The organism is Pseudoalteromonas sp. 1181_04, from assembly GCF_052850545.1.
The window spans coordinates 1-25,525 of sequence record NZ_VXCS01000024.1 but is presented as its reverse complement, the minus strand read 5'-3'; the positions used below and the strand labels follow the sequence as shown (position 1 = coordinate 25,525).

Genomic DNA, 25,525 nt, shown 5'->3' with positions numbered 1-25,525 from the left:
TTTAGGAAAAAACTTGTGAGTTTAGACAAATTCAAAATCGCAATGCAGTACGCAATGCCAAAACATTTTGTATCCCGTATGGTAGGCAAGTTAGCTGCAGCTAAAGCAGGCGCACTAACAACTACTTTAATTAAATTGTTTATTAAACAATATAAAATTGATATGAATGAAGCGCAATATAGCGACCCAGCTCACTATAAAACGTTTAATGAGTTTTTTACTCGTCCTTTAAAAGAAGGCGTTCGGCCATTAACCACTGAAGATGACATCATTACTCATCCTGTAGATGGTGCCATCAGTCAACTAGGCCCAATTGTTGAAGGCCAGCTTATTCAAGCCAAAGGACATGGCTATAGCTTACAAGCTTTACTTGGCGGCTCAGAGCAAGATACAGCGCCTTTTTTAGGCGGCGACTTTGCAACGATTTACTTAGCGCCAAAAGATTATCATCGTATTCATATGCCGATTGATGGCACCTTGAGTAAAATGATTTACGTCCCCGGTGATTTATTTTCAGTAAACCCACTTACCGCGCAAAATGTACCTAACCTATTCGCTCGTAACGAACGCGTAGTAGCCATTTTTGAGACTGAAATTGGCCCGCTTGCCATGGTATTAGTGGGTGCAACAATTGTTGCCAGTATCGAAACTATTTGGGCAGGTACAGTTACACCACCAGCAGGTAAAGATGTATTTAGCTGGAACTACAAAACCTCAGGTGAAAATGCAATTACCTTGAAAAAGGGTGAAGAGATGGGTCGCTTTAAATTAGGCTCCACGGTTATTTTAGCCTGGGGTGCTAATAAAGCAGATATCTTTGATGATCAAAAACCAGGCACAGTGACTCGCATGGGCACACCGTTTGCTAAAATTGATGATTGATGATTAATACCTAATTAATAATTAAGTTATAACTCATTTTAATTAAAAACGCGGACTGACTAATGCAGTCATGCCGCGTTTTTTATTTAAGCTCTTTCCCCAGCACACTCAGTACATTCGGGCGCTTTAGTTAATTTAAACTGCTGCTGCGCTAAACTTAGCCCATCAAAACGAATAAACTGACTGCCTTGATGATGGCCCAGCAAGATATTAACTGCCAACAGTGCTTGCATCGAGCCAATAACACCTAACAACGGACTAAGCACGCCCGCGTTACTGCAATTAAGCGCTTGCTGTTGCGGTTGTGCTCCAAATATACACCCGTAACAAGGGCTCTGTGGCTGGCGAAAATCGAAACACATCAACTGCCCTTCACTCGCTATTGCCGCCCCCGACACCAGTGGAATACCCAGTGCCAAGCATTGCTGGTTTACTACATAGCGAGTGCTGAAGTTATCGCTGCAATCAAGTACTAAGGTTGCGCCAGTAAAAACTTGTTCAGCATTTTCAGTGGTTAGTTTTGCACTTACTGTGTTGATCTTGATTTGATTATTTAAGCTGCTTAATACTTTGCCCGCAGCGCTGACCTTATCTTGCCCTAAATGATTTACTTTATAGAGCACTTGGCGCTGTAAATTTGAAAGCTCAACCTTATCATCATCTAGCAAGCTTAATTCGCCAATGCCAGCCGCAGCTAAATACAGTAATGCGGGGCTGCCTAACCCCCCCGCTCCAATTACCACAACGTGAGCGGCTTTGAGCTTTAATTGCCCTTCAAAGCCGACTTCTTTAAGCATTAAATGACGACTGTAACGTAACTGCTCTTTGTCAGATAAAGATCCTTTTATTGCCTCACTCATTGCTATTAATAACCATTTGTAAATCGGCAATCGCCTGTTGATAGTCACTGGCCTCACTAATAGCCCTAACAACAGCTACACTGCCAACACCGGTTGCAGCAACCTCGCCCGCTCGTGCTAAATCAATGCCACCAATAGCTACCGTTGGGTAATCACTCATTAACGGCACAAAATGCTTTAACTTTTCAAGCCCTTGAATTTGCCCTGTCATATCTTTGGTCGTGGTTGGGTAAATAGCGCCAAACGCCATATAACTCGGGCGGTAATTATGAGCGCGCAGCATTTCATAAAAACCATGGGTCGAAATCCCCAAACGCATGCCCGACTCTTTAATGGCCACCAGATTAGCCTCAAGTAAATCTTCTTGACCTAAATGCACACCATAAGCGCCATGTTTGATTGCCAGCTGCCAATGATCGTTGATATACACATTGCCATCGTACTTTTTACCAAGTGTGACCGCCGCAGCAATAGCGTGTTCAAGCTCTTCTTCGCTGGCGTTTTTCATTCTAAGTTGTACAGTTTTAACGCCTTGCGCTAAACACTTTTCTAACCAATCGAGACTATCAACCACTGCATATAAACCAAGCTGTTTGTTTTCACACTCAGTAAAACCTGCCGCCATAGTAAATTCGTTTGGTTGTTCAAAATCCAGCTCATCACCCAGCCAACTACCCGCTTCAATGACTTGTGGGTAATCATCAAGATTATCGGGAAAGCTCGTTTGTGCCACAGGGCCAATTCCTTCACCATAACGAACCGCAGCTTTTAAGCCTTGATTTATATAGGCTTTGGCTAAAATAAAGGCATCTTTAAGCGGGTAACCTTTCGCTAAACACGCTGCAATCACTGACGCCATACTACAACCGGTACCATGGCTGTGCGGCGTTTGAATTTTTTCGTTACCAAGCCAATATTCATTACTGCCATAAGAGCTGGCATCACTGCAGTAATCAATGCAATATCCGCTTGGATAATCCCAATGGCCACCTTTGATCAGCACCGCTGTTGCGCCCCAGCTTTGCAGCTTAGCCGCCGCTTCTTTTACAGCACTGGGACCAATTAAATATATCCCAGTGAGCAACTGCGTTTCATGGGTATTCGGAGTGATCACATCCACCAGCGGCAATAAGCATTCTTTAATTGCGCTAACGGTATCTTCTTCTGTCAGTAAGTCACCACTGCTAGCAATGGCCACCGGATCATATACAACCAAAGGCGCAACCGGCCAAGTGGCTTTATAATGTTTTAGATGCTCACTGATCAATTGAATTTGCTGCACATTGGCAAGCATACCAATTTTAATAACACGGGCTTTCATGTCGCTTTCAAGGGCGAGTAATTGCGACTCAATAACATCGGTTGAAATCGGGTTAAGTGCTTCAACGCCTAGGCTGTTTTGCGCAGTCAATGCGGTGATCGCTGTACAACCATGGACGCCAAAACTTTGCATCGCTTTAATATCCGCCTGAATACCTGCACCACCGCCAGAGTCAGAGCCAGCAATTGTCCAAACAACATGATTCATAGTTACGTATTTCCTAATTTTTTACTTCATTTATTACTGTTGATGCCAAAATGGCATACCCATAGTGGGCGTAGATGGCGCAGCGACGTCTTTTTCTGGCATCGCCTTCGCTCGGTAAGCAAAACGACCCGCATCAACGGCTGCTTTAAATGCATGACTCATGGTAACAGGGCAGCCCGCCCCTGCAATAGCCGAATTCAATAACACCGCATCATAACCTAATTCAAGCGCTTGGCAGGCGTGTGATGGTAAGCCAAGGCCAGCATCAACAATCAATGTGGTATCGGGTAAGCGCTCCCGAATAGTTTTTAAGTTATATTTATTTAACAAGCCCTTACCTGTGCCAATAGGCGCTCCCCACGGCATCAGCACTTCACACCCTGCATCAACTAAACGCTGACATAACACTAAGTCGTCAGTACAATAAGGTAATACTTTAAAGCCTTCGGCTAATAAAATCTGTGTCGCTTCCAGTAATGCAAATGGATCTGGTTGCAGGTTATAGTCATCACCAATCAACTCAAGTTTTATCCAATCGGTAGCAAACACTTCGCGGCACATTTGTGCCAGTGTAATTGCTTCATTGACACTGTGACAGCCTGCTGTATTGGGTAGAATTTTTAAGCCCGTATCTTTGATCAATTGCCAAAAGTCATCTCCTGCGGCGGCACTTTGTTGACGTCGTAATGACACAGTAACAATCTGCGCGCCAGAGGCAACAATCGAATCGGCCATAACCGCAGGTGATGGATAAAGTGCTGAGCCAATTAATAACCGACTAGTGATCTGCTCACCATAAATACTGAAACTATCTGATATTACGCTACTCATATTAGCCACCTTGGATCGGTGACAGTAATTCAATGCTATCGCCTTCGTTAAGTAAGGTAGTATCACATTGACTACGCGGTATAAATTGACCATTAAGCGCCACTGCAAAAGGCTCTTTTGCTGCAAACTGCGTCAAACCTTGGGCTATATTGGCGTTATCTGCTAACTCAAAATGTTGACCATTAATTGTTATTTTCATACTTACTTTCATAATAAGCCTTATTTTATCCGTGCAATGGCATCGGCCACTAAACTCGGTGCGAGTAAATAACCATGACGATATAAGCCATTAATGCTGATCACATTTTGCTGCTGGGAAACCTGCGGGCGATTATCACTAAATGCAGGACGCAGGCCGGTTTGAATATTCAACACTCGCGCCTCAGCAAAACCACTGTGTACTGTGTACGCTGCTGACAACAACTCAAGAGTCGAACGCACAGTGGCAGCCCCCTTATCTTGTGATTCAATTTCTGTCGCGCCAATTACGTATTGATGATTTGGCTTCGGAGCAATATAAATAGGATAACGCGGGTGCATTAACCGCACTGGCCGCGTTAAATTAACCTCAGGGGCGTACAAACGCACTACTTCACCACGCACTCCGCGTAGCTTACACGCTGCGCTTTTAGCGCCAAGGCCACGGCAATCAATAATATAATCAAACGATTGCTGTAGATTTAGCGATGTTACATCAACCTGTTGTGCAAACTTAAAGCTCACATTACGCTGCTTTAGAGTGTTAAAACTGGCTTGATAAAAAGCCTGATTATCAATTTGCCCTTCGCAAGGTAAATACACACCTTGGTTAAAACGCCCTGTAAGCTCTGGCTCTAATTCAGCAATATGTGCCCCTGTTAACTGATGTCCTTGATGTTCAGCTAAAGGCTTTAAACGCAGTATAAAACTTTGTAAGTCACCTTTATCTTGCTGGTGTGCAACCACAAGTGTGCCTTGCTGTTGGAAAAACACCGCTTCATCAAGTTGCGCTAAAATTCTCGGCCAACGCTTTATTGAATCCAGCCCCATCAAGGCCAAGTCTTGCTCGCAGAATACAGATTCAGCCAGTGGTGCAAGCATCGCCGCTGCCACTCTTCCTGCACTATCAAGCGCTTGTTCGTCACCCGCTTCATAAACAGTTACCCGATGCTGTAAACTCAACTCAAGCGCCGTTAAACGGCCCGTTAAACCAAACCCCACCACCGCAATATTGTAAGACATGAGAATCCTTAATTCAGTTTTCTAGCTACAAGAGTAAAGTTAGCGAGCTTTTCACTCGCCAACTCTCTAACTCGCTAACTAGTTTTTAAACCGCTTTATGATAAATCTCTGAGCCGCTTTGTTTAAATTCGGCTGATTTAGCTTGCATCTCGGCTTCAACATCGACCATTTTGATCTCAATAGCATCACCTACGTTGTTAGGATCTATGCCTCTGGCTTCTAGATCTTTAGCGTATTCTCGTACTTCTTGGGTGATTTTCATTGAGCAGAATTTTGGCCCACACATAGAGCAAAAATGTGCTACTTTGCCAGATTCTTGTGGCAGTGTTTCGTCATGGTATTCACGAGCACGAACAGGGTCTAAACCAATATTAAATTGGTCATGCCAGCGGAACTCAAAACGCGCTTTTGATAACGCATTATCACGCTCTTGCGCTCCGGGATGACCTTTGGCTAAATCGGCGGCATGAGCGGCAATTTTATAGGTGATCAGCCCTTCTTTTACGTCTTCTTTATTTGGTAAGCCTAAATGCTCTTTTGGTGTGACATAACACAGCATTGCACAGCCATACCATGCAATTTGCGCAGCCCCAATACCAGAGGTGATATGGTCATAGCCTGGGGCGATGTCAGTTGTCAGCGGGCCAAGGGTGTAAAAAGGTGCTTCGTCGCAATGCTTAAGCTGCTCTTCCATATTGGCTTTGATCATATGCATTGGCACATGCCCTGGGCCTTCAATAAACACTTGTACATCGTGTTTCCACGCGATTTTGGTCAGCTCACCTAACGTACGCAGTTCACTAAATTGCGCGTCATCGTTGGCATCTGCAATTGAACCAGGACGCAGGCCATCTCCTAATGAGAAACATACATCGTACTGTTTCAAAATCTCACAAATATCTTCAAAATGAGTATAAAGGAAGTTTTCTTTATGATGCGCTAAACACCATTTCGCCATAATTGAACCGCCGCGCGACACAATCCCAGTGACACGTTTTGCCGTCATTGGAACGTAGCGTAATAACACCCCAGCGTGAATAGTAAAGTAATCCACCCCCTGCTCGGCTTGTTCAATTAGAGTATCGCGGAAAATTTCCCACGTTAGATCTTCGGCAACCCCATTTACTTTTTCAAGCGCTTGATAAATAGGCACTGTACCAATTGGCACTGGTGAGTTACGTACTACCCATTCACGAGTTTCATGAATATAACGACCCGTTGATAAATCCATAACTGTGTCAGCGCCCCAGCGGGTTGACCAGACCATTTTTTCAACTTCTTCTTCAATAGATGAGCTAACTGATGAGTTGCCAATATTAGCGTTCACTTTCACTAAAAAATTGCGCCCTACAATCATCGGCTCGGTTTCTGGGTGATTAATGTTGTTAGGTAAAATCGCACGACCACGGGCAATTTCATCACGCACAAATTCAGGAGTAATAAACTCAGGGATACTCGCACCAAACGACTCGCCTTGGTGCTGCTGTGCTAATAACTCTTTTTGAAGTTGCGCACGGCCCATGTTTTCACGAATTGCGACATATTCCATTTCCGGTGTGATAATACCTTGGCGAGCATAATGCATTTGCGTGACATTTTTACCGGCTTTAGCGCGGCGAATTTTTGGGAGATGCTCAAAGCGAATATGATCAAGGCCTTCATCGGCCATGCGTTGCTGAGAAAACTGCGAGCTGACTGAGCCTAAAATTTCAGTATCGCCACGGCTTTCAATCCACTGTTCGCGGTACTTATCCAGCCCTTTACGAACATCTAGAGTAAAATCAGGATCTGTGTATGGGCCTGACGTATCATAAACACGCAGTGGTGCATTTGATTCGTACACTGGGTTTTCATCGGTGCCACCGATAAAGGTATCACTCAAAGTAATTTCACGCATACCAACACGCACATTATCTTGCGTACCTTGTACATAAACTTTGTGTGAGCTTGGAAATGGTTGCCCAGTAAGGTTATAAATATAATCTGATGCAGCCGCACGAGTTTCGCGGCGAGACGGTTTATTTGATGTGTTTGACATGACTTACCTCATTGCTAAAAGGGTTGTCTTGTCAGATACTGCTGTGCGATAAAAAGCAACGCAATAGAGAGTAGCAAATGCTACATGGATCGTAGATTGGTGTTACAAAAAAGCATTACCAACCTTGGCAGCCACAGTGCTTATGCCCAAAACTGGCGCACAAGCACCCGTTTTAGGCAGCTTGTTCCCTACGCAGGTGTTAGCCTGATCAGGTTCACGGATCCCGCTTTCGCGATCTCAGCCTTTAAGTTAAAAACTCAAGGCACTCCGACAAGTAAAATTCTATATATTGTTCGCTAACGAGTGTACGTTAGATATTGCGAGCCTGCAAGAGATCAACTTGCGGGAATAAACGCAAATGTTTGCTCGCCATTTAAAACCAATTGTTGATCTTGAATTTGCAGTGGCACACCTTGCTTTAACGCATTTAAAAACTGCTGTTCAAACTCGTCCAATTTATCTCCGCATGATTTACGGGTCATACCTAATTTATTCACCGTTAAATGATTATCATCAAGTTGACCTTCACCAAAAAATTTATTACAACCAGCAAAACCATTGACTTGCAGAGCTTCAATAAAACTTAATGATGCTGAATATGATGCAGGGATCGCTAAACCATCAACCCGTGATAGTTGCCACTTAGTGTATTTTAATTGCTCACTGGTGACTGTCCCTGTCGATGAGCAGCCAATACATAAACCGATTATAAGCATCGGGATTGCTGCTAATTTCATGTAATTACTAACCTAAAACTCAATTGCAACATGATAACAATAAATAACAGTTTATACCGTTAATAATGCATGTTTTTAATGTAAAAAAATGTTCTAAGATAGTAAAAAAGGTGGCACCGGAAAATTACTCAGACTTAAATAGTAGATCAACTTGCTCGGGCAAAAATGGCCGACCTCGCTCATTCACCGCGGTGCCAATCACCAGTGCCTTTAACATCACTTTTTCATCATGCTTTCGTACCACGGTTTGTCGAAAGCCAAACTTTAAGCGACTAATACGCTCAGGCTCTACAGCAACATAAAACTCATCGCCGGGCATTAGTGATTGCTTGTAATCCATCTCGCTACGCATTACGACTAAATTAATTTTATCGCGAGTAAGCTGAGCAAAATCAACCCCATTCGCATGCAAAAACTCATGGCGCGCATGCTCTAGGTAATTAAAATACACACTATTATTTACAATGCCTTGTAAATCGCATTCGTAGTCGCGTACTTTAAAGTCAACTTTAAAGGTCATATTTGTATTCCTTATTATGTATACTGTGCGCGTTTATAGCACATAAATATAACTGGTATCACGACTTTAATGAGAATAGTTGCTATCATGCAAGTCCTTAAAATGGAGTTAAGTAATAGAATGAAACTACGCCTGTCTTTAATTACTGCCGCGCTTTTACCTTTGATAAGCGCCCCAGCTTTTGCTGAAGATACTGATCTTGAAAAAATACTCGTCACCGGAGACTTTCAAAAAGAAAGCATTCAAACCCTTAGTGCCAGTGCCAGTTTATTTAGCGAACGCGAAATTAATGACCGAGGCGCTAGTTTTCTAGACGAAATGCTTGCCAGTGCTGCCAACGTAAATTTTACCGCTGGTGCTTCTCGTGGCCGTTACATCCAAATTCGTGGGGTTGGTTTACGCTCACAATTTGTTGACCCTATTAACCCTTCTGTTGGCTTAGTGATTGATGGCATTAATTATTCAGGGTTAGGTGGTAGTTCATTACTGTTTGATGTTAACCAAGTTGAGATTTATCGCGGTCCGCAAGGTACTCGCTTTGGTGCTGATGGTATGGCTGGTATGATCCAAATGGAATCAGCCGATCCAACTTTTGATCCAAGCGTCAAAGTGCAGCTAGGCGCAGGTAACTACAACAGTTATGAAGCCGGTGTTGCCGCAGGTATTGGTATTACAGACAGCACCGCAGTGCGCGCTAGTATTTATCAACGTGAGTCTGATGGTTATGTTGATAACCTATATTTAAACGAGTCAACACAACAGCAAGATGAACTGGTTAGTCGTTTTAAACTACACAGCCAACTTACAGATCACCTTCGCACAGAATTAAGCGTTCATTATATTGATATCAATAACGGCTATGATGCATTTACGCTTGATAATAGCCGTAATAGTGTAGCCGATAACCCAGGCCAAGATAACCAAGAAAGTATCGCGATAGGTCTTGCCAACATCTACACTGGCTTTGATTGGTTTGATGTCAGTTTAAACTTATCAGGTATTGATAGTGATTTAGTTTATAGCTTTGATGAAGACTGGGTATGTAACGATATTAATAAGCCGCAGTTATGCGGTGCAGGACTGCACCCCGATGGTTATAGCTACGAAGACGCTTATTATCGTGATCGCAAAGATAAAACCGCTGAATTACAATTCAATGGCAAGTCTCGCGATTGGGTGGCTGGAATTTATTACCAAGGAAAAGACGTAGATCTTGACCGCCAGCGTCGAAAGTTTTCTGACCATGAAGCTTTTAACTCAACTTATGAAGTGAGCAATGTAGCGGTATATGGTCAATTAGCTACAGTCATCAATCCAAAAACAACATTAATTACCGGTTTGCGTGTTGAGCAATACCAAGGGGATTATACTGATAGTAACGGATTTATTGTTGACACTGATGATGTGATGGTCGGTGGTAAACTTGCACTAGAGTATCAAGTGATTGACCGTACCATGATTTATACCAGCCTGACTCGTGGTTACAAAGCCGGTGGAATTAACTCAGAAGCGCTCGCAAAAGCAAAAGAATTCGAGCTTGGCGCCGACTTTTTTAAACAACACACAACCTTTGAACCTGAGTATTTATGGAATGGTGAATTTGGCGTTAAAGGTAGCTCGTTAGATGAAAAATTCATCCTACGCTTAGCAGCTTTTTATATGTACCGTGAAGATATGCAATTAAAGTCATGGTTAGTAGAGGATCAAAACTTCACTAGTTACTTTGATAATGCTGGCTCAGGTGAAAACTACGGCCTTGAAATTGAAGGCAGTTATCAGTTAACTGATAACTTGTTTTTCACCGGTAGTGTTGGTTACTTAGATACTAAGATAAACGATTATGTTGCCAGAACAAGCCTCTACTCCCCCCCATTAGATCAAGATGGTCGCGAGCAATCACAAGCGCCTAAATACCAGTATGCATTCACGGCTCGCTATAACTTTACTGATGAGTTATTTGCTACAATCGGCATTGAAGGTAAAGATAATTATTACTTCTCAGATAGCCACAACTCGCAGGCACCGAACGTTAATTTAGTTAATTTAACTGCTGGTTACGAGGCTGAGCAATGGTCAATTCGCGCTTGGGCACGTAACGTGTTTGATGAAGAAGTACCTACACGTGGTTTTGAATTTGGTAACGACCCACGCGAAGGGTATGCAACTCATACATACACTCAGCTTGGCGAACCAATGGTTGCCGGCGTCACATTTATCTACGAGTTATAAAAACGAGTTTCAAGGGATAAGTTAAAAGGTAAAAGCTAGATTACTTTTACCTTTTCTTAACCTTGAATCTTGAGCCTTTTAAGCCCTGCCTACATCAAACGCGATGACTTCTTTTATCGTGTTTTTTTGCGTTGCTAACATCACTAACCTATCAACCCCTAATGCTACTCCTGCGCATTGTGGTAAACCATGCTCAAGAGCGGCAATTAAACGGGTGTCCATAGGCACTTGTGTTAAGTTATTCGCTTTGCGGTATGCGTTATCTTCAGTAAAACGTTTAGCTTGCTCCTGTGCATTGGTGAGCTCATTAAAACCATTCGCCAGCTCCATATTCTGATAATAAAGCTCAAACCGCCCAGCGACTCTAATATCATGCTCACAAATACTCGCCAGTGCGGCTTGCGATGCAGGAAAATGATAAATAAAACAAGGTTTTTGTTGGCCAATTGTTGGCTCAACTTTCATACAAAATAATAATTGTAGTAACGTATCACGGTGAGTTTCATGCTTAGCGATATCAGTAAAACCCTGTTCACAGGCAAGTGTTTGTAACTGTTCAATAGTGGCACTGAGCGGATCAAGTCCTAATGCTTTGGTAAAAGCATCTTGATAGGTTAAACGCTCTGCAGGTGGAACATTTAAGATAAGCTGCATTAATTCATCAATTTCATCCATCAGCGCAAACTCATCAAACCCAGGGCGATACCATTCCAACAGAGTAAACTCAGGATTATGATGGCTGCCCGCCTCTTCGTTACGAAATGCCTTACAAATTTGGTAAATAGCACCACTGCCGGCTGCCAATAATCGCTTCATGGCAAATTCTGGTGATGTTTGTAAGTAAAGCGGTAAGCCTTTAGCGAAACCGGGCCCAATAAACTGCGTTTTAAAACTCGCTAAATGAACATCAGTAACACTCGCTGCACTTAAACTAGGCGTATCAACTTCCATAACGTGGCGTTGGTAAAAGAATTCCCGAATAGTGCGTAAAATTGCGGCTCGTTGTGCCAAAGTATTTACTTGTGCGCTTGGTTGCCAAAGATCTGCTGACATATTTTCTCCAAAAAAAATCCCAGCTTAAGCTGGGATTTATTAAGCTATATTAAAGTTACTTAACACGGCTTACATATTCGCCGTTACGGGTGTCGACTTTAATTACTTCACCGATTTGTACGAATAATGGTACACGCACAACAGCACCAGTACTTAGCGTTGCTGGCTTACCACCAGTACCTGCTGTGTCGCCTTTAAGACCAGGATCTGTTTCAGTGATCTCAAGCTCTACAAAGTTAGGTGGTGCAACAGCTATTGGATTGCCGTTCCACAAAGTAATAGTACATACATCATTTTCAACTAACCATTTACCAGCATCGCCAAGCGCTTTTTCATCAGCTGCGATTTGTTCAAATGTTTCGTTATTCATGAAATGCCAAAACTCACCATCAGTGTAAAGATACGCAAGATCGGTATCCATTACATCAGCACCCTCTACTGACTCACCTGATTTAAAAGTTTTTTCAAGTACTTTGCCAGAGATAAGTTTACGAATACGAACACGGTTAAACGCTTGGCCTTTACCAGGTTTTACCATTTCATTTTCTAAAATACTGCAAGGCTCGCCGTCCATCATAATTTTTAGGCCGCCCTTGAACTCGTTGGTGCTATAATTCGCCATCGTTTCCTCTATCTAATAATTTCGAGTAATCTACCTACCAATGATACAAAGAAATGAAGCAAATTTGCATATAAACTGGCAAAAAGAATTAGCTAATGTTGTTACTTGCCCAAGCACCTTGCTAGAAATGCTAGGTTTATCAAGCATGGCCGACGAAAAAGACCTCAAAGCACGAGCTCTTTTCCCGGTACGTGTGCCTGTGCCTTTTATCAAAAAAATGCGTTATGGCGATATAAATGACCCATTACTGCTGCAAGTCATGCCGCGCCACCAAGAGTTTATCGCTAAAACAGGTTTTGATAAAGATCCATTAAAAGAGCAAAACAACGCTCAACCAGGATTATTACATAAATATAAATCCCGAGTTTTAGTGATGTTTAAAACTGGTTGCGCCGTTAATTGCCGTTATTGCTTTCGTCGCCATTTTCCATACCAAGAAAATCAGCTAAATAAACGCAGCTTAATTGCAGCGCTCGATTACATAAAATCGGATGCTAATATTAACGAGGTGATTTTAAGTGGTGGTGATCCGTTAATGGCCAAAGACGACGCAATTAGTTGGTTTATGGATGAGCTTGAACAATTACCACAAATTAAACGAATGCGAATTCATAGCCGCCTACCGGTGGTGATCCCATCTCGCATTACTGACCAATTGTGCGAACGTTTTGCAAAGTCTCCACTTAAAATTGTGTTTATTAATCACATTAACCATGGCAACGAGATTGATGATGATTTTAAAGTGGCAATGCAAAAACTCAAAAAGGTAGGTGTCACATTGCTCAATCAAGCGGTGCTATTAAAAGATGTAAATGATACCAGCGAAGCGCAAGTCGCATTAAGCGAAGCGTTATTTGATGCCGACGTACTGCCTTATTATTTATATTTACTTGATAAAGTTGAAGGAGCGAGTCATTTTGATATCAACGAATCACAGGCACGCAAAATCATGGCCGAAATGCTTATCGCATTGCCAGGATTTTTAGTACCAAAGCTGATGCGCGAAATCGGCGGTCAAAAAAGTAAAACGCCGATTGACCTCAAGCTTTTATAAATACAAGGCTTAAACGTATACGTTAACGTTATTGCCAAGCGAAGCTGTAACTGATTTTGCTGGCGTTTGTGCAGCGCTCGAACTAGCGGCACCTTCAATGAGTGCCAGTGCTGCTGCACCATCCGCTTTTTGCTGTTTTTTTGCCAATGCTGCGCTGTATACTTCGCCACTTTGACCCGCGCCACTCATGGCCGGTAGATTTCCACCTGATATATTCATAGCTCATACCTGACTTTTTAGTTTATTACCCGTATTATATCGGCATTGCGGTCTAAAGCTTTAGGAAAAAAATGGATTCAATTATTGAACAACTCAATGCCAACTTAAAAATTGTTTATCGTCAGTCACTTGACGCAGATAAAAAATTAGATGAGTTGCAACAACAAGGCTTAGGTAAATTTACAGCGTTATTTCCTGCCGATGCTGGTTTTACCTTTGAAGCAAAACGCTTCAAACCTTATGTGTTAGATGTAGCTGCAGATGTAGAAAGCTTAAGTTCAGAAGGTTTGAGTGAAGAAAAGCTAAAAACCACTGTTATTAAATTACAACAGTTACTGCAATTACTCGCAACGTTCAAGTAACTAAAAAAGCGCTAACATTAAACTTTAGCGCTTTTTACTGTTAATTTAGCTTGGGGTGACAACTGGCAGTAATTCTTTATCAAACCAATCAGTGATCAAACGTTTTTCATAGTAAAACTGTTCATCACGGCCCATTTTAATTTTATCCATAAAGCCCATATCTTTTAATTCGACTTTATCGCTTTGACTAATCACGTTACCGTCTTTATCAGTAACCGAATATTGAAACTCAATGCGTGGAAAATAAATTGGTTTTACAATACGTAAATCATTCATACCGCCAAAGCGTACATCACCGGCTAAATCCAGCTCAGTCACTTCAACATTAAACTTATATCCTTCGGGCAACTTTTCTGCCAGTTTATTAAAGTGCTTTTCGAAACTGCTCGCTACATGTTTATGGTATGAGCCTTTAGGTTCATTTGAAGGACGTACATCACGGTAGTCATTGAAGTCTTGCCATTTAACGACAGCTTCTCCTGCTTGAGCAAATACCGGCAGCATAACTAACATAGCCATCGCTACTTTTTTAAATGTATTCATTGTCTATCTCCAAAATGCCCGTGGGCTAATGTAGTTGAAATAATAGCATTAACAACTTAACTATAGCTTAATACTATTCACCATCATTGTTATCATTTACGTAAAACATGTAACCAGACACCAGTTAACTATGATTAATTGATACCGTAACATCATGGAGCAACAAAAAGATCAGATAAAGCATGTATTGAAGTGCTATTTATGATGAAATTACAACTATACACCTTCACCTTATATATGGAGATTTCATGACAATTTTAGTAACAGGTGGCGCGGGATACATAGGCTCACACACTGTTGTTGAATTATTACAACAAGATAATGATGTTGTTATCATTGATAATTTAAGCAACTCGAGTGTGGAATCACTTGAGCGTGTAAAAAAAATCACTGGTAAAACTGTGCACTTTTATCAAGGTGACATCCTTGATAAAACATTTTTGGCCAGCGTGTTTGCAAAACATACAATTGAGAGTGTTATTCATTTTGCCGGTTTAAAGGCTGTCGGTGAATCAATGGTGAAACCCATTGAGTATTACCAAAATAACGTGCAAGGTACGCTGACTCTCGTTGATGCTATGCGCGATGCAGGTGTGTTTAAACTCGTATTTAGCTCATCGGCAACAGTATATGGTGATCCAGCAAGCCTGCCAATTCAAGAAGATTTCCCGGTAGGTGGCACTACTAATCCGTACGGCACATCAAAACTGATGGTTGAAATGATGTTACAAGACATCGCTAAATCAGATGAGCGCTTTGCATTTGCAATTTTGCGTTACTTTAATCCCGTAGGTGCGCACGAGTCAGGCCTAATTGGTGAAGATCCCAATGGTATTCCAAACAACTTATTACCTTACATCGCGCAAGTGGCAGTGGGTAAATTAAAGCAGCTGGGTATCTTCGGCGATGACTATGATACGGTTGATGGTACTGGTGTGCGTGATTACATCCATGTTGTTGACTTAGCGCTTGGTCATTTAAAGGCACTTAATAAAATAAACCAAGATACCGGTGCCCATGTTTACAATCTTGGCACCGGTAATGGTTATTCGGTGCTACAAATGCTCAACGCATTTAGCAAAGCCTGTGGTAAAGATATTCCGTATCAGGTATCACCTCGTCGCCCAGGTGATATTGCAGCTTGTTATGCTGCGCCTGAAAAAGCCCTTAGTGAACTTGATTGGCAAGCAGAGCGTGGTATCGATGTGATGATGCAAGATACGTGGCGTTGGCAAAGTAATAACCCAAATGGGTATAAATAGCTAAACTTAAACCAGCTTCAATAAGCTGGTTTTTTTATATTTTTTGAAATAAAAAGTCTCGTTTACCACTCTTTTACAGTATCTATATTTAATCACCTATAAAAAATGCAACCAACCTATACTCGTTTCAGTATTCATTCACTGCTAATTATTAGCTTATCGCTATTGGGTCTTAGTCTCTTATTAGGAGCAGGGGTAAATAATGTGCATGCTATTTTCAATTTTTATCAATTAGCCAATGTAATCCCTAAAACTGGGCAATCAATACTCGCAGGAGTGGCTTTTTTAGTAACCGCTTTATTTATTATTTTAAGTTTAAAACAATCACGTTTTCAGACCCCTGCTTTTGTTAGCCTGATCACTGTTGCCGTTATACCGCTTGTTACCTTATTAAGTGAAAGCCGCTGGATGACTGACTTAGGTGGCTTCCCAATTATAGGCTCTGGGCAAGGTATAATTAAGTACACCGCACTTGTTTCTCTCGCTATTTACCTTTATAAACCGCAGCGCTTGTCAGCTCAAGGCATGGCAATTTTGAACTTCTTTCCTGTTGCATTAGTGCTTATTTGGATTGGTGGTATGAAATTTTACGAGTTTGAAGCAAATGGAATTATATCACTGGTATCAACCTCTATTTTTATGTCTTGGTTATATACCTTATTTTCAGTGCAAACAGCGTCTAATCTAATTGGTGCGTACGACATCTTTTTTGCTTTAGCACTCGCTCTGGCTATCATTAAAAAGCATCCATTAGCCATTTATGTTGCGGCTCTTGGCTGCAGTGCCGTATTTTTAATGACGCAGACATTTTTATTCTCAGCTGAAGGAGCTTTTGACAGCTCAACACTACTTGCAAGATTAGGCCTTTTTGTTATTAAAGACTTATGGTTTATCGCAAATTTACTGGTAATTGTTAGCTTTGCAAAAAAGAGTCTTAATTAACTACTATTTCAATAACATATTTAATAATGTGCATTGTAAGATCTAAAAAGCGCTATCACTTAACCAATCGTGGTAGCGCCTTATAAATATATACTTTTATATTTTGAGTTTAAATACACATCACTACAACCTTTTTACGTCTGTGCCCATTGCCTTAATAAATTATGATACACGCCAGTTAACCTAACAATCTCAGGACTATCGCTGACTTTTTCGCGCAAGCTTTGAATCGACATATCCAACTCAAATAGCAAACCACGCTTTTCATCGCTATTAACCATGCTCTGCAACCAAAAAAATGAAGCTAAACGTCGCCCCCGAGTTACGGGAGTGACTTTATGTAAACTGGTTGATGGATACAACACCATGCTACCTGCAGGGAGTTTTACTGTGTGAGAGCCATAAGTATCTTCAATAACGAGTTCGCCACCATCATAGTCTTCTGGTTCGCTCAAAAATAACGTCATTGATAAATCCGTACGAATTTTCACTGGTGTGCCAGGTACTTGTCGAATCGCATTATCAACATGAATACCAAACGATTGGCCACCTTGGTAACAGTTAAATAAAGGTGGAAAAATTTTTGCAGGCAACGCCCCTGACATAAATAGATCACTGCGAGCCAGAGCCCCCATAACTATATCACCGAGCTCTTTGGCTGCAGCGCTTTGCTCAGGTAATTGTAAGTTATTTTTGGTCTTCGTTGATTGATAACCTGCGGTAACACTGCCATCAGTCCATTGCGCGGCCAATAAAACATTACGGCAATAAGCGACTTCATCAGCACTAAGCAAGTCTGGTATTTTTAATAGCATGGAAGTTCCCAAATCTTAAAAAAACAGGCTAATAAGCATTAACCTGTTTAATAAGCTTTAACCTATTCAACAAACATTAATTTGTAATTAGAAAGAATAACTAGCCGTTAGTGTAAAATAACGACCTTGACCAGGAATAAAGTGTCCGCCACCTAGTTTATCTTCATAATCTTCATCCGTTAAATTCTCACCATTAAACTGAATGCTTAACTGCTCAGTTGCTTGATAAGAAAGCATCATATCGAACAAAACATAACTGTCGGCTTTACGACTGGTCGCTGAATTACCATTATAACGCTCACCAATATATTGTGCGCCAAAACCTGCAGCTATCGCGTCGCTAAAGTCATATCGAGCCCAAACACTGTAGCTATTTTTAGGTGCTCGAGCCAAGTTATGCCCAACATCACCATCAACCGTAGATTCAGTAACTTCGCTATCTTGATAGCTATAAGAACCGATGATACTTAATTCATCGGTGATAATACCTGTTGCAGACAACTCTAAACCTTGCACTCGTTGCTCACCATCAAGCACTTCAACACCACGCTGATCACTATTAGGATCATCCACGCGCGCATTAGTTTTAACCGTTCTAAAAATAGCGGCACTGGTCATCAACTTATCATCAAGTAAATTCCATTTAGTGCCTAACTCATAGCTTTGGCTCTTCTCCGGATCTAACTCACTTGAATTACCACGAGTAGATACTGCAATGCCTTCAGCCGATGGGTTATACGAGTTACCTGCACCAAAGTAAATGCTGCTATTTTGACTTGGCTTATATACAGCAGATGCGTTCCAACTAGTCATGGTATCGCTAGTTGAGATCGTTAATGCTGGATCCTTGTAATCATACTGATAATCGCTATCGTACTGCTCTGAACGTAAACCCGCAGTTAATTGCCAATATTCATTAAATGTAATTGTATCAAATGCATAAATTGCACGGGTTTTAGCAACCGCTTCAGTACTAGTGCCATCACGACCATACTGACCAGTGTAAGGTAAATAAGCATCTGGGTTGTATAAGTCATTCAGCGCTGGTTCGTTCTTTAAATTATCAGCTACCAATGCAGTCACATTCCAACGGCTAAATGTCTCGTTAGTTAATTCAACACCAGTAACCACATTATGTTTTACACCAGCAAAATAGTACTCACCAACTAAATCAAGTTGCAGTGTAGCCAATTCATTGCGCGTATCGCGATTTTTAACGTCGCTCATTCTGATATCAGTTGTTGTTTTTACATCAATAAAACGCGGCGCTGTCACTGTATCTTTTCGCTCTACACGACCAATGCGACCTTGGGCACGTAGCGTGGTTGTTTGCGACAAGTCATACTCGTACTTTGCAGTTGTTGAATACGCTTCGATATCTTCAAAATCACGATATACGTTACCGTAAAAATTAGTGAAATTCACCGGTGGCGCTGCATTTTCGCTACCAGCAAGTTCAGCAACAGGGCTAGAACCAACCCACGGAATACCGTAATCAGACATATTATCTTGATTCTGATAATCAGCATTAAGATTAAAACGGCTATTGGTTCCTAAACCAGTCGCAAACGAAACCGCGACTGCTTGTTTTTCTTTTTCAACATGATCACGCCCAGCAACATCCCCTTTATCAACCAGTAAATTGACACGTAACGCTGATGTTTCAGCCACTTTAAAGTTACTATCTATTTGCGCGCGGTAATCACTCTCTGTGCCTAAACGCAGCGAAGCATCATTAAATTCATCCAACGTCGCCGTTTTTGTAGTTAAGTTAATACTACCACCCGTTGAACCTCGACCTGTTGTTGCTGAACTTGGGCCTTTTGCAACTTCGATTTGCTCAACGTTATAAGTATCACGGTCGTACCCGGCAATATCACGAATACCATCGATAAAAATATCATTGGCAGCACTAAAACCACGAATAGATAAACTGTCACCAGCTGGCGCACCGCCTTCACCCGCCGCCAATGAAATACCCGAAACATTACGTAACGCATCTTGCAAACTATCTACATTTCTATCTTTCATCACAGCTTTGTTAATAACCGTTATTGATTTTGCAGTATCAACCAACGGCTGGGTGTTCTTTATTGATGATGATTTTTCAACTTTATAGCTTTGTTCCGATTGCGTTTTTGCTTTGGTTACTGATAGCTCTTGTATATTTTCAGCTCCTTGAGCAGACGCCCAAGTTGATAAAGTTGCGGTAACAAAAGCAGCCAGCGGTTTTATATAAGTTCGGCGTTTATTAGTCATTTTACCCATTTTAGCTCCATTAGCAGGGAACTTGCTAACACGTTGTTTTTGTAGCAAGTCATTTAAGCACGTTGATTTAAGTTCGGCGGAATCCTAGCACTGAGTAATATTAATGTAAATGCGAAATGTTATCACTTGTATTATTTTATCAATCATTGTACTATTTTTCACACTTTTAAACTTACGTAACGCGACTGTAAATGCACAGTAAACTTGGGGGCATGAGTGGCGTAAAAAATTAAGTTTAAGCGCTTAAAAATCAAGGTTTTTTAATTTTATAAAGTTAAAGCCAGAGCTTGGCTTTGTACTGTAAATGGTTATTACTTTTAGGGCATTACTTAGCATATGCAACGTTTTATAAAATCTGTTGGGGCAGTTATTTTACTAAGCTCATTCTCAAGCTTAGCTGATCCGGTTAGCGAACTTGAAAACCTCGTTAATCAGTGGTTACAAATAGAACAACAAACTAGTGAGTTAGAAACACATTGGCTAGAAAAAAAAACCTCGATGCAACAAACATTAATCTTACTTGATGCAGAGCAAGCACAACTCAAACAGCTAAACCAAAATCGTCAAAAGAACACCTCTGAGCTGGCAGAAAAGCGCACTGCGCTAATTCAACAACAAAGCCAGCTTGAGACCGATGAAAACGCGCTCAATAGTCAATTAATCCAGCTCAGCCAGCAATTGCGCTCACTGCAAGTACAATTACCTCCCCCATTACTGGCGAGCTGGCAAAGTATTGGCGATCTAGATAACGAAAGCCTAGATGCGAATGAAAAGCTACAAATTGCTTTAAAAATGCTTGGCCAATTGGCTGATTTTCAAAACCGAATTTCAATTCATGAAATGGCAATCAGTAATAGTGAAGGTAAAGAAATATGGGTAAAACAGCTTTATTTGGGTGCCGCACAAGCATGGTTTGTTAGTAATGATTTAAGTTATGCGGGCATTGGCTTCCCTTCTGAGTTAGGTTGGCAATGGCAATTTGATACTGAGATTGATCGCGAGCAAATTGCCCACGGTATCGCTGTACAAGAAAAAAAACAAGCAGCTCACTGGCTTACCTTGCCTGTATTTAGCTATGCAGCTAAGGAGCTGACGCCATGAAACGATTCTGTACTTTTTGGTTTGTTACACTACTGAGTTTTAGCCAAGTAGTAACAGCCGCGACTGCGGATGCTGCCAAACAACAATTGCTAACGGATATTAAAACGGCGCAGAGCGTTTTAAATAAAGCACAACAGCGGATTGCCAAACAGCAAACCACTATGGCACAACAGATATTTGAAAAACAGCAAGCACTTAAAAAAGAGCGTGAGCAAGCGACACTCAATCGCCGTTTAGCTGATGAAGACACATTGAGTTTAACCCAGCTACAAACACGCTTAGATAGCTGGCAACAACAACAGCAATATCGGCTAAATTTACTCAACCGATTTACTCGTCAATACGCTCAGCAAGCGCAAAGTAAAAACGATCAACAAGCACTTTTGAATGATGTAGTCGCGGTGATAGAGCAGCAAACCGCGGCATTATATCCAGAGTTTAAAAAACAAAATATAGTATTGAAAAATGGCGAGCTCACCGCAGCTACAACATTACAAGTAGGTCCCGTGGCTTGGTTTAGTGTTGCACAGCCAAAACTAACCGGCCTGCTTTCATCAGCAGCTAACGCTGCAGTACCAAAAGTAGCTATAGTTCAATCACGTGATGAGAATAACCCATTTGATATCGCTTACTCACAAGTAAATACAAACTCAGCTAAGATCGCAGCTTCTTTAACATTTGATCCAAGTTTAACCCGCTTAGTTGCCAGTCAAGCGCAACAAGAAGGTGCAGTTGAACATCTTGAAAAAGGTGGCTTATGGGCAATCCCTATTATTTTATTTGCATGTTTTGCATTATTAATTGCGCTATTCAAGGCATATCAATTATTTAGCCTTAGTAAGATCAAAGCTGTCTCGACGCTGACTTTACAAACTGCGTTTGATCAACCTGAGCAACACAGCTTCAGCGGAATGCAAGCAACGCTGTTTCAACTCTCTGTTGATAGCAACATAGGACAAATAAGAGATGACCAGTTATTTAATCAGCTGATGCATAATAAACACAAGCTTGATAACTACATTGGCGCAATCGCGATCACAGCATCGGTAGCACCGCTACTGGGCTTATTGGGCACAGTCAGTGGCATGATTGAAACATTCAAAATGATGACGTTATTTGGCTCAGGCGATCCAGAAGTGGTATCTGGTGGTATTGCCCAAGCTTTGATCACTACCGAGCTTGGCCTCGTTGTTGCCATACCAGCATTAGTACTCAATGCGCTACTATCGCGTAAAGCTAAAGCCTATTACACCCAACTTGAAGCGTTCGCACTGCAACTTAGTCAACTTGAGGTGAAAAATGTTTGAGCAACTGTTCGATAATTTTATCTGCTGGCTTATCATCCTATTAGCGCTATTTGTTTATCAGCTCATTTGGCACGATATCCTGCATTTAAAACAATATAAACTGCAACGCCAAGGTTACTGGCACGATGTCAGCTCTATTTTGACCGCTGCGCTGCCATTACTTGGTTTATTAGGCACCATTATTGGTTTACTCGATACATTTAAAGTGATGTCGCAAGGCGAAAACGAATTAATGAGCGAAGCGATAAGTAATGCTCTACTCACTACACAACTGGGGTTAGTCTGCGCAATTCCTGCATGGCTGATGCAAGCTTACTTGCTGTACGTAACACGTAACAGTGCTATCCAACAGCAAGCGAGCTAAGCCAATGCAAGCACGTTTAAAACAACGCCTAGAACAACAGTCTGCGCATCATATTGATATGTCACCACTATTAGATGTGGTATTTATACTATTGATTTTCTTTATTGTAACCACCGTTTTCGTTCGCGAAAGTGGGGTCGAGGTTGATAAACCGCAAGCCGTCTCAGCAAGCAGATTAAAGCAACAAGTTATTTTTCTTGCCATAACTGATAGCCAGCAGGTTTACTTTGACGGTAGCCAAATTGGCGTGGCCGGTGTGCGCAGCAGCGTAGAGCAAATGCTAAAACAACAGCAAAGACCGGTAGTGATCCAAGCTGATAAAACCGTACCAACCGAGCTATTAGTAAAGGTAATAGACGAAGCAAAACTTGCTGGTGCAGCAACCGTTAACTTAGCGACCCAGCAATAATATGCAAAATAATATACTCGCATCACAACCTGCAATAGCTAATAAACGTCATCCGTTTTTTGCTTTTATGTTGAGCCTAACGGTACTTGCATGCGCGTTAGTTTTACTTTGGCTTGGGCAAATTGCTGAGCACGCTATCAACGACAAAGTTATCGTTCGGGAAGTTGCTTTAGTGCCACTGCCTCCACCTCCGCCACCAACCGTGACGCAATCAGCTGTGACAGAGCCGATGCAAAGCCTCGTTGTCGAAGGTGCGGGGGCAACTATTCAAGCTATTAATATAAAAATTGAAAGTAAAATTTCGCTTAGCAAACCAACCCTTGCAAATATGCCAATTGCGACTCCTGAATTTCAATCTATCGAAGTTAATTGGGATGCCTTTAGCTTAAATCAACTAGATGGTTTACCCACGCTACTCACTCCCGTAAAAGCAGTATTACCTAAAAAGTTAACTCGCCAAGGTGTGAGTACCTTCATCGTGAAGCTCGATGTTTTTATCGATGAAAATGGCCGATTAAGCTTAATTGATGTTATACAAAACCCGTACCCTGAGCTAAAGCCTGAAATAGACAAGATCATTAAGCAAAGTCGGTTTAGTTCACCAAAAAAAGACGGTGAAATAGTGAGAGCCAGATTTATTTGGCCCATTGAATTTAAACCTTAGTAAAGCCAGTATTTAAGTGAAAATACAATGAAAAGATTAACAACAAAAAAATGGTTAACGTCTTTAGCTATCGTGCCATTAACCTTTTATATGGCTGCCAGCCAAGCAACCTCATTGCAGGTAAAGCTACAACCAAGCGATCCACACTGGCAGTTGCTGATCAATAATAATTTACTGAGCCCAACAGATATAAAAATCGAAGCTAATGAACGCAGCTTCGCCCAGCAACTAAAACCACTATTACAACAAGGTAACTACCAAGCTGTTGCTGATCTATTTACACAACGTGAATTAGGTAACGATAGCCCTGCGTTACAACTTTTACGTGGCCAAGTTTTGTTAACCTTAAAACAGTTTGCAGGAGCTGAGCAGGCGTTAAAGGCAAGTTTATCAAGCATGCCAGATTTAGTTAAAGCTCATCAAGGTTTAAGTCTGCTCTATATGCAGCAAGGTAATTATCAACAAGCACAGCCACATCTAACCCGCTGTATTGAACTTGGCCAAGCTGATGCGCAAGTCTATGCGCAACTTGCCTATATTCATGTACAAGCTGAGCAACCTTGGAGCGCAATTGCAGCTTATCGTCAGGCATTAATGCTTGAGCCACAGCAAGCACAATATCAACAAGGGTTACTATTTTCACTAATTGCTGCCGGCGATCTAGGTCAAGCCCAAGCTCTGCTAAAAGAGCTATTAAATGCATCCCCTAACAATCCAGAGCTTTGGCTACAACGTGCACAAATTGCCTTACAACAAGACAACAATAAACAAGCTTTGGCAAGTATTGAAGTAGCTTTAAAGCTGGCACCTAGCAATGCAAGTAATCAATTACTTGCAGCACAACTTCATCTTACACAAGGTAGCTACTCACGCTCTGTTGAATTGTTAAGTAATGCATTAGCAAGCACTCAGCCACCTCAAATAGCAGAAGCTAGCGAGATTAGTATGCAAACCCTAAATTGGCTTATCGCACAAAAAAAATGGCAGCTAGCCAAGCAGCTCGTTTCGCAACTAAACCCTTTTATAAATAAGTTATCAAAACAATCCCGCGCAGAGTTTTCAGTTTATACCGCTCAGCTAGCAATTGAGCAAGGTAACTTTAAACAAGCTCAAAAGAGTTTACATAAAGCATTAACAATCGACCCAAATCTTGGCGATGCACTGTTAAGCCTGGCAAATATCTATCAGCAACAAAACCAACTGACACAAGCAAGGTTAATGTATGTACGAGCACAAGCTTTACCTGAGTACCAACTCTCTGCATGGTTAGGCCTCGCGCAAATTGAAATTGAAAATAAAAACTACAAAGAAGCATTAAGCCAGCTTAAAAAAGCACTTAACGCCAACCCACAAAGGCAAGACTTACTCACCAACATTCGCGCTCTTGAAGGACTGATCCAACGAGAAGGTTAATAGTTAATAGATTTATACCAATCGTGTTAAGTTACTGACCATTTATAGCGACAGATAAATACAGTGATAACAAGGCGTAAGTTTCGACATGTAGTTGTTATACTTGAATAAATTATAACGCAGTTAGCACTTTATTTAGCTCGCTAGAATGGTTAAATATTTAAGTCGATTGGTATTACACCAAGCCCAGCACAACGTTGGGCTTTTTATTGTCTAGTTTATAGTTTCTTCTTATGTCGTTAGCGAGTTGGGTGATTTTATAGAGAGTGCGGGTTTGTCTG

General features: G+C 41.5%; 26 protein-coding genes and 1 riboswitch. Of the genes, 12 read left to right on the top strand and 14 right to left on the bottom strand.

From position 1 onward, the window contains the following. The first annotated feature begins 15 nt into the window (after positions 1-15). Positions 16-882, top strand: a complete 867-nt coding sequence (gene asd, locus FW757_RS18275) for an archaetidylserine decarboxylase (protein WP_182718350.1) — start codon at positions 16-18, stop codon at positions 880-882. Between the two features lie 86 nt (positions 883-968). Here the strand turns inward: asd and FW757_RS18270 are convergent, their stop codons facing one another. The 8 genes from FW757_RS18270 to FW757_RS18235 form a co-directional block, all read right to left on the bottom strand. Further along, on the bottom strand, positions 969-1,742 hold the full coding sequence (locus FW757_RS18270) for a HesA/MoeB/ThiF family protein (RefSeq protein ID WP_182732512.1): 774 nt from the start codon (positions 1,740-1,742) through the stop codon (positions 969-971). Continuing rightward, positions 1,735-3,270 carry a thiamine phosphate synthase gene (thiE, locus tag FW757_RS18265; RefSeq protein ID WP_446441545.1) on the bottom strand — a complete coding sequence of 512 codons (1,536 nt, stop codon included), beginning with the start codon at positions 3,268-3,270 and terminating at the stop codon, positions 1,735-1,737. The genes FW757_RS18270 and thiE overlap by 8 nt, the downstream gene beginning before the upstream one ends. Positions 3,271-3,303: 33 nt before the next feature. Next, positions 3,304-4,101 carry a thiazole synthase gene (locus FW757_RS18260; protein WP_145234637.1) on the bottom strand — a complete coding sequence of 266 codons (798 nt, stop codon included), beginning with the start codon at positions 4,099-4,101 and terminating at the stop codon, positions 3,304-3,306. A gap of 1 nt (position 4,102) precedes the next feature. Next, positions 4,103-4,300 (bottom strand): sulfur carrier protein ThiS, encoded by a 198-nt coding sequence (gene thiS / locus FW757_RS18255; RefSeq protein WP_145234634.1) that lies wholly within the window; start codon positions 4,298-4,300, stop codon positions 4,103-4,105. A 20-nt stretch (positions 4,301-4,320) separates the two neighbouring features. Beyond that, positions 4,321-5,322, bottom strand: a complete 1,002-nt coding sequence (locus tag FW757_RS18250; protein ID WP_446441544.1) for an FAD-dependent oxidoreductase — start codon at positions 5,320-5,322, stop codon at positions 4,321-4,323. Positions 5,323-5,407: 85 nt separating this feature from the next. Further along, positions 5,408-7,360, bottom strand: a complete 1,953-nt coding sequence (thiC, locus tag FW757_RS18245) for a phosphomethylpyrimidine synthase ThiC (RefSeq protein WP_220493106.1) — start codon at positions 7,358-7,360, stop codon at positions 5,408-5,410. Between the two features lie 168 nt (positions 7,361-7,528). Next, a riboswitch (TPP riboswitch) is annotated at positions 7,529-7,640 on the bottom strand. Between the two features lie 55 nt (positions 7,641-7,695). After that, positions 7,696-8,097, bottom strand: a complete 402-nt coding sequence (locus tag FW757_RS18240) for an META domain-containing protein (protein ID WP_281290953.1) — start codon at positions 8,095-8,097, stop codon at positions 7,696-7,698. 124 nt (positions 8,098-8,221) lie between these two features. Beyond that, positions 8,222-8,617, bottom strand: coding sequence for an acyl-CoA thioesterase (locus FW757_RS18235; protein ID WP_182740643.1), 396 nt, complete (start codon positions 8,615-8,617; stop codon positions 8,222-8,224). A gap of 120 nt (positions 8,618-8,737) precedes the next feature. On the opposite strand from FW757_RS18235, the gene FW757_RS18230 reads away from it, so the two are divergent. After that, the gene (locus FW757_RS18230; protein ID WP_446441561.1) at positions 8,738-10,846 is read left to right on the top strand and encodes a TonB-dependent receptor; all 2,109 of its coding nucleotides are present in this window, start codon (positions 8,738-8,740) and stop codon (positions 10,844-10,846) included. A gap of 78 nt (positions 10,847-10,924) precedes the next feature. On the opposite strand, the gene epmA is transcribed toward FW757_RS18230, so the two are convergent. Both epmA and efp read right to left on the bottom strand, forming a co-directional pair. Next, entirely contained in the window at positions 10,925-11,899 is a 975-nt protein-coding gene (gene epmA / locus FW757_RS18225) for an elongation factor P--(R)-beta-lysine ligase (RefSeq protein ID WP_182768001.1), read from the bottom strand. Between the two features lie 55 nt (positions 11,900-11,954). Further along, a complete protein-coding gene (efp, locus tag FW757_RS18220) occupies positions 11,955-12,521 on the bottom strand; it encodes an elongation factor P (RefSeq protein ID WP_145234620.1) in 567 nt (188 codons plus the stop codon). Positions 12,522-12,561: 40 nt separating this feature from the next. Here efp and epmB point away from each other — a divergent pair, with 40 nt between their 5' ends. Next, entirely contained in the window at positions 12,562-13,575 is a 1,014-nt protein-coding gene (epmB, locus tag FW757_RS18215; RefSeq protein WP_182768002.1) for an EF-P beta-lysylation protein EpmB, read from the top strand. A gap of 9 nt (positions 13,576-13,584) precedes the next feature. Here the strand turns inward: epmB and FW757_RS18210 are convergent, their stop codons facing one another. Further along, complete coding sequence (locus FW757_RS18210; RefSeq protein ID WP_145234615.1) at positions 13,585-13,794, bottom strand: hypothetical protein; 210 nt, start codon at positions 13,792-13,794, stop codon at positions 13,585-13,587. Between the two features lie 71 nt (positions 13,795-13,865). On the opposite strand from FW757_RS18210, the gene FW757_RS18205 reads away from it, so the two are divergent. Further along, the gene (locus FW757_RS18205) at positions 13,866-14,156 is read left to right on the top strand and encodes a prephenate dehydrogenase (protein WP_182794103.1); all 291 of its coding nucleotides are present in this window, start codon (positions 13,866-13,868) and stop codon (positions 14,154-14,156) included. Positions 14,157-14,201: 45 nt separating this feature from the next. Here FW757_RS18205 and FW757_RS18200 read toward each other — a convergent pair whose 3' ends face one another. After that, complete coding sequence (locus FW757_RS18200) at positions 14,202-14,699, bottom strand: DUF3016 domain-containing protein (RefSeq protein ID WP_149983255.1); 498 nt, start codon at positions 14,697-14,699, stop codon at positions 14,202-14,204. A 248-nt stretch (positions 14,700-14,947) separates the two neighbouring features. Between FW757_RS18200 and galE the strand changes: the two genes are divergently transcribed. Then, complete coding sequence (gene galE / locus FW757_RS18195; RefSeq protein WP_149983256.1) at positions 14,948-15,961, top strand: UDP-glucose 4-epimerase GalE; 1,014 nt, start codon at positions 14,948-14,950, stop codon at positions 15,959-15,961. Between the two features lie 204 nt (positions 15,962-16,165). After that, complete coding sequence (locus FW757_RS18190) at positions 16,166-16,903, top strand: DUF417 family protein (protein ID WP_310736249.1); 738 nt, start codon at positions 16,166-16,168, stop codon at positions 16,901-16,903. A gap of 134 nt (positions 16,904-17,037) precedes the next feature. Here the strand turns inward: FW757_RS18190 and FW757_RS18185 are convergent, their stop codons facing one another. Further along, a complete protein-coding gene (locus tag FW757_RS18185) occupies positions 17,038-17,718 on the bottom strand; it encodes a Fe2+-dependent dioxygenase (RefSeq protein ID WP_149983258.1) in 681 nt (226 codons plus the stop codon). Between the two features lie 87 nt (positions 17,719-17,805). Further along, positions 17,806-19,986 (bottom strand): TonB-dependent receptor, encoded by a 2,181-nt coding sequence (locus tag FW757_RS18180; RefSeq protein WP_182718357.1) that lies wholly within the window; start codon positions 19,984-19,986, stop codon positions 17,806-17,808. A gap of 336 nt (positions 19,987-20,322) precedes the next feature. On the opposite strand from FW757_RS18180, the gene FW757_RS18175 reads away from it, so the two are divergent. Genes FW757_RS18175 through FW757_RS18150 form a run of 6 tightly spaced genes read left to right on the top strand, consistent with a single transcriptional unit; the run spans position 20,323 to position 25,244 of the window. After that, a complete protein-coding gene (locus FW757_RS18175; RefSeq protein WP_446441543.1) occupies positions 20,323-21,087 on the top strand; it encodes a DUF3450 family protein in 765 nt (254 codons plus the stop codon). Beyond that, positions 21,084-22,394 carry a MotA/TolQ/ExbB proton channel family protein gene (locus tag FW757_RS18170; RefSeq protein WP_182762262.1) on the top strand — a complete coding sequence of 437 codons (1,311 nt, stop codon included), beginning with the start codon at positions 21,084-21,086 and terminating at the stop codon, positions 22,392-22,394. Before FW757_RS18175 ends, FW757_RS18170 begins: the two co-directional genes overlap by 4 nt. Continuing rightward, positions 22,387-22,758 carry a MotA/TolQ/ExbB proton channel family protein gene (locus FW757_RS18165; RefSeq protein ID WP_145234597.1) on the top strand — a complete coding sequence of 124 codons (372 nt, stop codon included), beginning with the start codon at positions 22,387-22,389 and terminating at the stop codon, positions 22,756-22,758. Before FW757_RS18170 ends, FW757_RS18165 begins: the two co-directional genes overlap by 8 nt. 4 nt (positions 22,759-22,762) lie before the next feature. Next, on the top strand, positions 22,763-23,167 hold the full coding sequence (locus FW757_RS18160) for an ExbD/TolR family protein (RefSeq protein ID WP_182718359.1): 405 nt from the start codon (positions 22,763-22,765) through the stop codon (positions 23,165-23,167). A gap of 1 nt (position 23,168) precedes the next feature. Then, entirely contained in the window at positions 23,169-23,831 is a 663-nt protein-coding gene (locus tag FW757_RS18155; RefSeq protein WP_182732522.1) for a hypothetical protein, read from the top strand. 27 nt (positions 23,832-23,858) lie between these two features. Next, a complete protein-coding gene (locus tag FW757_RS18150) occupies positions 23,859-25,244 on the top strand; it encodes a tetratricopeptide repeat protein (protein WP_404688040.1) in 1,386 nt (461 codons plus the stop codon). The last annotated feature ends 281 nt before the right edge of the window (positions 25,245-25,525 follow it).

What these genes read in the sequence shown, in the direction of transcription:
- FW757_RS18180 (WP_182718357.1), bottom strand. Translation starts at nt 19,986, where the DNA reads ATGGGTAAAATGACTAATAAACGCCGAACTTATATAAAACCGCTGGCT.
- efp (WP_145234620.1), bottom strand. Translation starts at nt 12,521, where the DNA reads ATGGCGAATTATAGCACCAACGAGTTCAAGGGCGGCCTAAAAATTATG.
- epmB (WP_182768002.1), top strand. Translation starts at nt 12,562, where the DNA reads ATGATACAAAGAAATGAAGCAAATTTGCATATAAACTGGCAAAAAGAA.
- FW757_RS18230 (WP_446441561.1), top strand. Translation starts at nt 8,738, where the DNA reads ATGAAACTACGCCTGTCTTTAATTACTGCCGCGCTTTTACCTTTGATA.
- FW757_RS18185 (WP_149983258.1), bottom strand. Translation starts at nt 17,718, where the DNA reads ATGCTATTAAAAATACCAGACTTGCTTAGTGCTGATGAAGTCGCTTAT.
- FW757_RS18170 (WP_182762262.1), top strand. Translation starts at nt 21,084, where the DNA reads ATGAAACGATTCTGTACTTTTTGGTTTGTTACACTACTGAGTTTTAGC.
- thiS (WP_145234634.1), bottom strand. Translation starts at nt 4,300, where the DNA reads ATGAAAATAACAATTAATGGTCAACATTTTGAGTTAGCAGATAACGCC.
- FW757_RS18165 (WP_145234597.1), top strand. Translation starts at nt 22,387, where the DNA reads ATGTTTGAGCAACTGTTCGATAATTTTATCTGCTGGCTTATCATCCTA.
- FW757_RS18235 (WP_182740643.1), bottom strand. Translation starts at nt 8,617, where the DNA reads ATGACCTTTAAAGTTGACTTTAAAGTACGCGACTACGAATGCGATTTA.
- epmA (WP_182768001.1), bottom strand. Translation starts at nt 11,899, where the DNA reads ATGTCAGCAGATCTTTGGCAACCAAGCGCACAAGTAAATACTTTGGCA.
- FW757_RS18270 (WP_182732512.1), bottom strand. Translation starts at nt 1,742, where the DNA reads ATGAGTGAGGCAATAAAAGGATCTTTATCTGACAAAGAGCAGTTACGT.
- FW757_RS18175 (WP_446441543.1), top strand. Translation starts at nt 20,323, where the DNA reads ATGCAACGTTTTATAAAATCTGTTGGGGCAGTTATTTTACTAAGCTCA.
- thiC (WP_220493106.1), bottom strand. Translation starts at nt 7,360, where the DNA reads ATGTCAAACACATCAAATAAACCGTCTCGCCGCGAAACTCGTGCGGCT.
- thiE (WP_446441545.1), bottom strand. Translation starts at nt 3,270, where the DNA reads ATGAATCATGTTGTTTGGACAATTGCTGGCTCTGACTCTGGCGGTGGT.
- FW757_RS18260 (WP_145234637.1), bottom strand. Translation starts at nt 4,101, where the DNA reads ATGAGTAGCGTAATATCAGATAGTTTCAGTATTTATGGTGAGCAGATC.
- FW757_RS18210 (WP_145234615.1), bottom strand. Translation starts at nt 13,794, where the DNA reads ATGAATATATCAGGTGGAAATCTACCGGCCATGAGTGGCGCGGGTCAA.
- FW757_RS18200 (WP_149983255.1), bottom strand. Translation starts at nt 14,699, where the DNA reads ATGAATACATTTAAAAAAGTAGCGATGGCTATGTTAGTTATGCTGCCG.
- FW757_RS18205 (WP_182794103.1), top strand. Translation starts at nt 13,866, where the DNA reads ATGGATTCAATTATTGAACAACTCAATGCCAACTTAAAAATTGTTTAT.
- FW757_RS18250 (WP_446441544.1), bottom strand. Translation starts at nt 5,322, where the DNA reads ATGTCTTACAATATTGCGGTGGTGGGGTTTGGTTTAACGGGCCGTTTA.
- FW757_RS18150 (WP_404688040.1), top strand. Translation starts at nt 23,859, where the DNA reads ATGAAAAGATTAACAACAAAAAAATGGTTAACGTCTTTAGCTATCGTG.
- FW757_RS18160 (WP_182718359.1), top strand. Translation starts at nt 22,763, where the DNA reads ATGCAAGCACGTTTAAAACAACGCCTAGAACAACAGTCTGCGCATCAT.
- FW757_RS18240 (WP_281290953.1), bottom strand. Translation starts at nt 8,097, where the DNA reads ATGAAATTAGCAGCAATCCCGATGCTTATAATCGGTTTATGTATTGGC.
- FW757_RS18155 (WP_182732522.1), top strand. Translation starts at nt 23,169, where the DNA reads ATGCAAAATAATATACTCGCATCACAACCTGCAATAGCTAATAAACGT.
- galE (WP_149983256.1), top strand. Translation starts at nt 14,948, where the DNA reads ATGACAATTTTAGTAACAGGTGGCGCGGGATACATAGGCTCACACACT.